This window comes from Pleurocapsa minor HA4230-MV1 (assembly GCA_019359095.1).
GTDB lineage: Bacteria > Cyanobacteriota > Cyanobacteriia > Cyanobacteriales > Xenococcaceae > Waterburya > Waterburya minor.
Genome location: JAHHHZ010000031.1, coordinates 88,252 through 98,691, shown reverse-complemented (window position 1 = coordinate 98,691; position 10,440 = coordinate 88,252). Strand labels below are relative to the sequence as shown.

The window sequence follows — 10,440 nt, the reverse complement described above, 5'->3', positions numbered from 1 at the left end:
CTTTGGTCGTAACACTAAAGCTTTCGCTTACACACACACTTTAACTATTGAAGGTAACTACAGTGGAGCAGGTTCCGAGTCCTACTCTGAGTCTTACTAAATAGTTAATTGTAAATCGCAGTGACTTCATCTTGATGTAGTTCACTGCACTCAAGCTCTGATAAAACTTACAACTGCACAAGGTAATATCCAATGATTATCTATGATTTAGAATTTTTCAACTCTTGTGATCGAGAGTACGAAAAAAACGAAGTTGCTATCAGAGGAGGTGCTTCATCTTCCTCAGCATCAGATTCTATTAGCGTTGATGGTAAGACTTATTCCCTAACATCGATAGAAGGTGAGGGAGATGATGTCTACTCTATATCTATAGCTGGAGACAAAGTAATTAAGAAACACGGCAAGGGATACATCAAGTTTAGACTTGGTAGCCACTCTAGTGGGTCTTATGAACTAACAAAAGAGATGATGCTTAGTTATTTATAACTATTTCGCTGGTTAAAATTGGCAATAGCTTAATCTATATAATTAACCAGTAGCATTATCTAAGTTTCATTCACTTGGTTAAATGATCGACTTTCTCTAATAGAGAGAAAATCAACAAAAGGCGTTGCTGAATCGGGAATGCTATTAGATCACCGAAACGTTGCTTTCTCGCTGATTCTTGCATCAACAACATTACGCACTCACCAACGCCGTAAATGTTGATTTTTCTCCCTGCATTCAAGCTGTGACAAAGTTCTTTTCTCTTGTTTAGCAAAGACGAAAAAAGCTAACTAGTTAATTTCTTTTCAGTCTGTGGAATAGCCGTGGAAAAGTCTAATTTTAGACGGAAAAGAGTTAACTGTTGAGACTGTGAACATAATTTTAGCCCTTGATGCATACATTTAAAATTTTTTTTATGTATGTAGTTGGGTTGGCGTAAACTGTAAACAACAAACTATACACTTTAGCAAGGTTATCGAAACTATGATTATTCAAGACTTAAGATTTATTGAAGCGACCGATGCAACTGAAAATATCAATGGTGGATTCGGTGCTTATACAGGAGGATCCGTTAGTGCTAATGGAGGCGTAGCCTCTGCTAATGTCTATGCCGAAGGCTATGGACAATCTACAACTGCTAACACTTTGACAGGTACTACATCTGCTGCTTCCCCCTATTACAGCCTTAGCGCTGCAACTGGTGCTGGCACTGCTACTGCTGTAACAGTAGATGGTAAAAACTCCAGCGTAGCTACTTCTGTATATACTGGTGTTGCTACTGATATTAAACTTTATTAGATAGTCTTGGATTAAAGCTAGATTATTTTGTTCTTTGATATACTACTGTCTGGGCTGAAAGAAATATTCGCCTGACGAATAATTGGGATGCTCTTAGTTTGAGAGTGTCTTTTTTTATTTGTTTTTAAAATACTGGTTAAATTCTTAAATTAGGCATTAAGAGCGATGGAATCTCAATCTGCATCTGCCAAGTCTTATTTTCAAGTTGGTATTAAACACAGCCAAGCTGGACAAATAGAGTTAGCGATCGCCTCATGGCAAACTGCGATCGCCCTTCAACCTAATTTAGTAGAAGCTCACTATAATTTAGGCATGGCGCTATTACAGCAAGGACAAACAGAGCAGGCGATCGCTTCTTTTCAAACTGCTTTAGATCTCAATCCCGATTATCATTTAGCTAGATTAAGTCTTGTAGTTAGTCAGCTGCCGATAATTTATACAGCAGAGGCAGAAATTGAGTCGAAAAGACAGAAGTATCAACAACAGCTACAAAGTTTAGCCGATTATTATGAGCAAGCGAATGAGCAACAAAGGTCGGCAGCAGCGATGGCTGTGGGTTCTAACCAGCCTTTCTATTTAGCCTATCAGGGAATGTGCGATCGCGATTTACAGCAGACGTATGGTGGCTTGATTCAGCGGTTAATGGCAAGTCGCTATCCCCAATGGAGTCAGCCATTAAGCACACCAAAACTGGCAGCCCAGCAAAAGATTCGCGTCGGTTTCGTTTCAGGTTTTTTTAACCATCATTCAGTCTGGAAAATTATCTTGCAGGGTTGGGTAGAAAACTTAGATCGCAGTGAATTTGAATTATTTGCTTACTTTACAGGGAATAAGCGGGATGAGCAAACGGCAAGAGCAGCAAAATCATTTGAGCGATTTGAGCATCATGCCTTTTCCGTTGACCAATGGGCAGAGAAAATTGCTCAAGACAATTTACATATTCTAATTTTTCCCGAATTCGGCATGGATACGATGGCGGTTCAACTAGGCTGCTTAAGATTAGCTCCTGTGCAAATTGCCTCTTGGGGGCATCCTGAAACTAGTGGATTGCCGACAATTGACTACTTTTTAAGTAGCGATTTAATGGAGCCAACTAATGCTCAATCACACTATACAGAAAAGTTAGTTAAATTACCTAACCTGGGGGTATGTTACCAACCAATCCCAATAAAACCAGAAGCAGTAGCGAGAAAAGATTTAGGCATCTTGGAAAGCGACATCATGTTTTGGTGTTGTCAATCCTTATTCAAATATCTACCACAGCACGACGATGTTTTTCCGCGTATTGCCCAAGCAGTAAGTAATGCTAAGTTTGTCTTGATCAAATTAGAAAGTGAACTAGCTACTAATGTCTTTTGTCAGCGCCTAGCTGATGCTTTCCAAAAATTCAACTTAAATTATCAAGATTACTGCATATTTTTGCCTCTGATGAGTGCCAATGCTTTTGCTGGCTTAGGAGCGATCGCCGATATATATTTAGATAATATTGGCTGGTCAGGAGGTAATACAACCCTAGAATCAACTGTCTACAATTTGCCCATAGTTACCCTGCCTGGTGAACTGATGCGTAGTCGGCATACCCTGGCAATTCTCAAGATGATGGGGATTGAAGAGACGATCGCTCATAATAAAGATGAATATGTACAAATTGCCACGCGTCTTGGTCAAGATCGTGATTATCGTCATCACAGCTCCCAGCAAATTGCTCTTAATAAATACAAGTGTTATGGCGACTTAAAACCAGTCAGAGCATTAGAAGATTTTTTGATGGCGATCGTTGAGAAACCAAGTCGATTTGATAGCGCCGAAGTTAAAGCAGCTTTTCAACTAGCAGAACAGCATTATCAAAATAATCGTCTGGATCTGGCTCAACAACAATATTCTCAAGTGCTAGCCCTACAGCCCAAACATGCCGAGGCTCTGTATGCTTTCGGCTCTATAGAGCAGCAAAAGGGTAATTTAACCTCAGCAGAGCAATATTTTTGTGCCTCTGTTCAAGCACAGCCTAATTTTTTGAAAGCATGGTTTAGCTTGGGAAATTTACGCCAAGCTCAAGGTCAATTCTCAAACGCTGAAGAGGCTTATCGACAAGCTCTAAATTTACGACCAGATTCTGCGCCTATCTATAACAATTTAGGTTATGTCTTGCAGCAACAGAATAAATGGTCAGCAGCAGCCTCCTATTATCAGCAAGCATTAGAGCTGATGCCAAATTGTCTAGAAGCTGATGTTAACTGGGGGAATGCCCTTTTTGCCCAAGGTAAACTCTCGCCAGAAAAACAAGCTCATTATGCCAAGTTAAATTATAAATTGGGTTTAGGTCGTCAAAGAGTCGGCGATGGTCAAACTGCTGAAATTTATTATCTTCAGGCAATCTCAATGCAGCCCGATCTGGTTGAGGCTCACTATGACTTAGGCTCAATTCTGCATCAACAAAGAAATTTAGACCAAGCACTGAACTGCTATCAGCAAGTTCTGCAATTAGATCCTAATTTTGGCAAAGCATATTATAGTTTGGGGCAAGTATATCAAGACCTCGGTGATTTAGTTCAAGCTACAGCAAGTTTTAAACGAGGACTCCAGCTAATTAATCTAGCCTATGCCCAGGCGATCCTTCAGGGTACGGAGGGTGTAATTGCCCCTTCGCCCAATCTAGCTACAGTTGCGGAGAATTATACAGTTCCGCCAATCCCTTCGGGGACAGTAACCATAGGAGGACACGAATTTCCAGCTATTCCTCCAGTTAGCGAAGTTGGCAAGCGACCTTTTTGGAGTGTGGTGATTCCAGTAGTCAACCGTCCTGAATATTTCCCAGAATGTCTGGCTAGTGTTCTTTCTCAGTGGACTAGCGCAGAGGAAATGGAGATTATTGTTCTAGATAACGGCAGTAATCCTCCTCAGTGGCAAATTCCTGATGATTTAGGTCGAGGGATTATTCGTTACTATCGATTACCTGAAACTATACCCTTACAAGAAAATTGGAATACGGCAGTATCTCTTTGTCGAGGAGAGTGGATTCATCTGCTACATAATGATGATTATGTGCTTCCAGGATTCTACGAGCAATTAAAAACAAGTTTAGCAACCTGTCCAGATTCAGTTGGGGCAGCTTTTACTGGTTATCAATCGATTAATGATAATCGTCAAATTTTATACACTGAAGAATACGATCTGGAAAATTATCGTGGTATTGTCCAGGATTGGGTACGGCAGATTGGAGTAGTCAATGCAACTAGTCCTCCATCAATTGTAATTAAGAGAGCTAGTTACGAAAAGTTGGGGGGCTACAAGCTGGATATTCTGTTCACCTGTGACTGGGAATTATATAAACGCATTGCTTCTTTCTCTGACTGGTGGTATGAGCCTGGAATTCTAGCTCATTATCGTCGCCAGGCTAATAGCGTAACTATAACTGAAAACCTGAATGGTGCTTCAGGATACGATCATTTACGAGCGATTGAAATCTCAGAAAGTTATCTACCTGCAAAATACTGCGCAGAAATTACCGCTAAATCTAGGGTTAATCATTTTTTGTGGTGCTTAGATCGAGCAAACACACCACTTAAGTCTGGTAATTTAGATAGTACATTACAACTTTTACAAGCAGCCCTTAAAATTGATCGTTCTTCTGGAGCGATCGCCGAATTATCACGCTGGCTGCAAGCACAAATAGCAGCACCGCTCGTTAAACAGCTAGCTCAACTTGAAATAGATATAGATTCTGAGGAAACAGAACAAAATATTCTGCTTAATTTAGCTCGGACTATTTTCTATAATCGAGAAAAAGATACTTTAAGTTAATCAAACTACAGTTATGACCTACCAAAGAATTATTCGTAAAAAAGTTGTTTCCCCTGATGGTAAAGCGATCGCCGAAGCCACCAGTCAAGTTTTTGTCTCTGGCGATGGCAAAACGAAAACAACTCAAAGTGTTTCTACTACGGTAACCAATAACTCATCTAGTTCTAGTTCCAGTTCCAGTTCCAGTTCCAGCTAAAAGAGAATAGCATTTAAATTGACGCAAATTAACGCAAAAATCGGGAGTTAAAAGCGATCTCCTTTAACTCCCAAGTATTCAATAATTATTAAAAAGACGCGTTAGTTTAAGCAAAGTCACTAATTTTATAAGCTTGCTCACTGTCCCCATAATATATCGCTTCAACGTTTTTGACGGTCAGTACTGAACCAGAATCTTCAATCGTTAAAGTTTTATTGTCTGATGAGCTGGTGAATTGATAATCGTCTAGATTACCCCACAATCTTAAAATATCAAAATCTGTACCTCCATCAATTAAGACACTATTTTTAAAGTCGCCAATTTCAAAAGTATCATTACCGCGATCGCCAAAGACACTAGTATCTTTAATTGAATCAGACTGATCTGACGGCAAAGAAATTGCCCCAGTGAAAGGATCAAAATCAACTATCGCTGCTTTAAACCAGTCATTACCTTGACCTAATCTAATCTGACTGGATTCAACGCCAACCTCTTTGCCATAACCGATCACCCGATCGTCTCCTATTCCTGCATTTAAGCTTCCGCCTAAAATGCCGATTTCACCCATGCCAATAATTTGATCATCTCCTATTGCCGTGAGAATTTTGCCCCCAGTATTATTAATCCCAATGGCGATCGCTTGTGAAGTATCGGTGATCGCATTAGTGTTGGTTTGAGCATCAGAATTATTAACAGTACTGGCAGCATTAGCATTAGCATTGGCAACAGCAGCAGTCTTATCAATGGCGATACCCATTACAATATCGTTACCTTTGCCAGTATTAATTTCACCAAAATTAGCAATTCCTATTGTACTACCCAGGGCGATCGCTAGAGATCGTGCATCTGCCGTGGCAGTCGCCAGATCGTTAGCAGTAGATTCGGCAACAGATTTCGTCTGAGACTTACTGTCAGTTTGGTTATTGGCTAAACCAACAATTACATCATTTCCATCACTCGTTAAAATTTGACCAGAATTAACAATTCCTAGGGTAGTGGTGGTACTAACAGCAGTGGCAGAGGATGTGCTTTGAGAAACAGCCGTTTCAATTACATCAATAGCTTGACAATCACTACCTGTAGCTAAGACAGTCGCATTATAAGCAAATGCAGCAGCGATCGCCTGACTCACAGCCGAGTTAGTAGCAAAACCAATAATAACGTCATGCCCTTCGCCTGTGTTAATTACATTTGTGTTATCAAGACCGATTGCCAAGCTATCGACAATTACAACTGACTCACTATTAGCAGTGGCTGTCAAATCATTTGTAAATACTAATTGAGTTTGGGAATTAGTTGTTGAGTTGCCTGAAGCCGAAGCATTAGCAACACCGACGATGATGTCATCACCACTACCTGTATTAATTCTACCTGTATTACTAATACCAACTGCCTCTACAAGGACATTAACCGTTGCGACAGAGTTACTAGTAGCATCAGTAAAAGTGACATTACTCAAAATTGATTCTGCTTGAGCGTCAGCCGTTGAGTTACCCGAAGCCTCAGCAACACCGAAAATGATGTCATCACCTCTGCCAGTATTAATCTTCCCTGAATTAACAATGCCTAAAGCCAGTACACCAACATCCGCAATAGCTTGACTATTAGCAGTAACAAGATGATCTGAAATAAATTCAGCTTCTGCACTAGCCGTTGCAATACTTAAAGCAGAAGAAATTCCTTTACCATAAATAATATTATGATCTTTGCCTGTGGAGATATCCTGATTGTTATCCATAGCCACAGCTAGATAATTATCTGGATTATTGGGATCGGCTACAAGCGTACTATCTACATTAGATTTATCATCATATTGATAAATTGAGCCTGGTTTTTGACATGCAAGGCTATTCTTTTCTAACTCATAGATTTGATCGGGTATAGTAAAAAAACTATCGATTGATACAATATTTTTCAGTAATATATTTTCAGACATAGGATTAGATTTAATTCAGATAACTGGTTAGATAAAACAATTGTTGAAGTAAATCGATTATCTATTGAACTATTAGAATTAATCATCAAGCCCAGATGAAAATATTATTTTTTAAATCAACTAGAGGTAAAGAGTCTGTATAGTTTAGATGAAACTAATGCTCTTTAATGGCAATAATCTCTTGACTATCAAGGTGTTGGTCATATTAAATATAATCGATCGAGATCACTTACTTGAATAAATAAAATCTCTTTAAATCACTTATAGTTGATAGATTTAAGCAATTTATACTTATTCGTCCAAAAAGTTTTTAACTATTGACAGTTAACAGTCTGCCCATTATTTACATCAAAAACAAATAAATGTGCTGGGTCGAATTTTACGGTGAGGCGATCGCCTTCACGACTTGGACAGTGAGCATCTGTCAGTAAATTAAGCCTAATGTTCGATCCTGGAACAATCGCTTTAATCAAAGTTTCTCTGCCTAAAGGTTCGACTAAATCTACTTCTACAACTAGACAATCACGATCATTCTGAGCGGATGTTGGGTGAATCTGAATATGTTCAGGGCGAATTCCCAGGTTGAACTTCTGTCCTGGACTAAGTTGTAGCTGTCTAGCTAGATTTAATGGGAGAGACTGATTATTAAACACGAGCAAGCGATCGCCATCGTAGGTAGCGGGTATAATATTCATCGGCGGATTACCTAAAAACCCAGCCACCATACTATTTACAGGATTACGATAAATCTCTTGCGGACTACCAATCTGCTGCACTCTACCATGATCTAAAACCACAATCTGATCGGCTAGAGTCATCGCTTCTACTTGATCGTGAGTCACATAAATAGTAGTAATCTTAAACTGCTGATGTAACCGCTTTAATTCTGCTCTCGTATCATCTCGTAATTGAGCATCCAAATTTGATAGTGGTTCATCAAGTAAAAATACCTGGGGTTGACGGGCGATCGCTCTACCTAAAGCGACTCTTTGTTGTTGCCCCCCCGATAGTTGCTTTGGCTTGCGTTTGAGCAGATGTTCTATATCCAAAGAGCGAGCCACTTCCTGTATTTTACGCGCAATATCTGGAGCCGAATCCCGTCGCATCTTTAAACCAAAAGCCAAATTATCCGCCACTGTCATGTGAGGATAAAGAGCATAATTTTGGAACACCATCGCCACATCTCGCTGCCTGGCAGGAAGATCATTAACCAAGCGATCGCCAAAATAAAGCTCTCCTTGGGTAATCGACTCCAACCCAGCAATCGTGCGGAGAACCGTTGATTTACCACAACCTGAAGGGCCAACCAAAACCCAAAAAGCGCGATCGGGAATCTGAAAGGTAATATCTTTGATTGCTGTGGTGCTATCAAACTGTCTAGTAATTCCCTGTAGACGTACTTGAGTCATTGATTGATTACTGATTAATAATTACTGATTACTGATTACTAATTACTGATCATATTAATCAACTCGTAGGCATGATCTAAGCAATCGGTTTTTATTTCTATAATTTTCAATACCTCACGGGTGAGTTGTACCATCAGGCATAACTGTTCCTTTCCAGTTAACACCGCTTAAAACGCTATCTTTAAGATTAGCACCTCTTAAATTAGCACCTCGTAAATAAACATCAACTAAGCTAGCACTGTTTAAGTTTACTTTTTCTAAGGTTGCTTTAAACAGCAAGGCAAATCTAAAATTAGCATTTTGTAAATTAACTCCCTGTAAGTTTGCTCCGCTTAGGTTAGCCGAACCAAAATCGATTTTGTTATCTTGTTGCAAATTCGACAAGCTTAGTTGAGAGATAGTTGCCAGACTACTATTGCCTCGATCTGTGTCTTTTAAAATAGCTCCTGCTAAGATGGCACTTCGTAGATTAGCCGAACGTAGGTTTGCCCCTTGTAAAGATGCCTGTTCTAAATTTGATTGGCGTAAACTACAGCCACTAAGATCGGCTCGATTAAAGCTGGCGAAACTGAGATCCGCATCCGTAAAATTAGCCTCGCTCAAATCTGCACGAGTAAAATTGGCACCGCTTAAATTTACTCCTGTCAGATCTGCTCCACTTAGGTTAGCGCGACTCAGATTTGCCCCACTTAGGTTAGCGCGACTTAGATTCGCTCGACTTAAATCAGCATCAGCTAAGTTAGCATTACAAAAAAATGATTGGCTAAGATTGGCATCGCTTAAGTCTACTCTAGCTAAAGAAGAATTTTCTAAATTAGCCCAGCTAAGATCTGCTCCTGCTAAATCTGCACTGTTTAAATTAGCTCTCGCCATATTAGTTTTGATTAATCGAGCATTGCTCAGGTTTGCCCGACTAAAATTAGCATCTGTTAGGTTAGTACCACTAAAATTTGCCCAATCTAGCTCAGTTCGGCTAAAGTCTATGTTGACTAGTTCAACCTGTAAGATCTGAATTTGACTGAGATTAGCACGACTAAAATCTCTGTTGCCCTGTTTGTAAAGCAGTACTAACTCTTCTGCATCCATTAAATTAAATTGCCATTTCAACAACTAGCTGTAGAACACTATCTTTAGAATTCCCGATCGCTACTCTAAAATAACAGCAAATTTTAAAAGCTAGATAGATTGTCGTGATGACTTCGTGTTTTTCACTACTTTACAAGTGCGTAACATATAGGTTATTTAATTTCTTGAGCTAGTAGCAGCCATTCGGTTAGTACTTCTGAGGGAATTTTAAGCGCTAGCTCTTGATTATCTTGTAGGGGAACAGATAGTTTTAAGCTTTGTTTACCTGGCAGCTGACTGATGATTGAAGTTAAATCGTATTGTCCCACGTTAGGTGCAGGAGCAGATTGGGCATAAGCATCAGTGGCAGTGAAGACTTTTCCCTGAGAAGTAAGAATTTCTAGAGAGTGAGGATGCTTAAATGAATTTACTCCAGGAAATCCGACTAGGCGTAAATAGTAGTTAGTCTGCTCGTTTTGGTTATTTTCAGGAAATAATAGTACCTGCCAGGTATTACCGTTGCGATCTTTGAGAGAGTCTTGGGCATGATAGCGCAACACACCAGGGGTTTCGTGATGTTGTCTTAAAAGTGCGGTAGCTGAAGAGCAAAAATTGAGCCAGCTCACAATTAGAATGAGAGTAATAGCAACCAAACGATTTAACCAGGGATTTAAAGTTTTGCTCTGGCTGAATAAATTAGTTAGTCGATCGAACATGATAACTATACCTATTGCTAGATATTCCCTCGA

At 39.6% G+C, this 10,440-nt stretch carries 8 protein-coding genes; 4 read left to right on the top strand and 4 right to left on the bottom strand.

The window, feature by feature from the left end:
* Nucleotides 1-192: 192 nt before the first annotated feature.
* From KME09_22520 to KME09_22505, 4 genes are all read left to right on the top strand, one after another.
* The gene (locus KME09_22520) at nucleotides 193-486 is read left to right on the top strand and encodes a hypothetical protein (protein ID MBW4536710.1); all 294 of its coding nucleotides are present in this window, start codon (nucleotides 193-195) and stop codon (nucleotides 484-486) included.
* A 483-nt stretch (nucleotides 487-969) separates the two neighbouring features.
* Entirely contained in the window at nucleotides 970-1,284 is a 315-nt protein-coding gene (locus KME09_22515; protein ID MBW4536709.1) for a hypothetical protein, read from the top strand.
* Between the two features lie 165 nt (nucleotides 1,285-1,449).
* Complete coding sequence (locus KME09_22510) at nucleotides 1,450-5,085, top strand: tetratricopeptide repeat protein (GenBank protein MBW4536708.1); 3,636 nt, start codon at nucleotides 1,450-1,452, stop codon at nucleotides 5,083-5,085.
* Between the two features lie 13 nt (nucleotides 5,086-5,098).
* Complete coding sequence (locus KME09_22505) at nucleotides 5,099-5,281, top strand: hypothetical protein (protein ID MBW4536707.1); 183 nt, start codon at nucleotides 5,099-5,101, stop codon at nucleotides 5,279-5,281.
* 106 nt (nucleotides 5,282-5,387) lie between these two features.
* Here the strand turns inward: KME09_22505 and KME09_22500 are convergent, their stop codons facing one another.
* From KME09_22500 to KME09_22485, 4 genes are all read right to left on the bottom strand, one after another.
* Nucleotides 5,388-7,217, bottom strand: a complete 1,830-nt coding sequence (locus tag KME09_22500; protein MBW4536706.1) for a hypothetical protein — start codon at nucleotides 7,215-7,217, stop codon at nucleotides 5,388-5,390.
* 314 nt (nucleotides 7,218-7,531) lie between these two features.
* Entirely contained in the window at nucleotides 7,532-8,626 is a 1,095-nt protein-coding gene (locus KME09_22495; protein ID MBW4536705.1) for an ABC transporter ATP-binding protein, read from the bottom strand.
* A gap of 114 nt (nucleotides 8,627-8,740) precedes the next feature.
* Nucleotides 8,741-9,712, bottom strand: coding sequence for a pentapeptide repeat-containing protein (locus KME09_22490; GenBank protein ID MBW4536704.1), 972 nt, complete (start codon nucleotides 9,710-9,712; stop codon nucleotides 8,741-8,743).
* Nucleotides 9,713-9,864: 152 nt separating this feature from the next.
* Nucleotides 9,865-10,407, bottom strand: a complete 543-nt coding sequence (locus KME09_22485) for a DUF3122 domain-containing protein (protein ID MBW4536703.1) — start codon at nucleotides 10,405-10,407, stop codon at nucleotides 9,865-9,867.
* Between the last annotated feature and the right edge of the window lie 33 nt (nucleotides 10,408-10,440).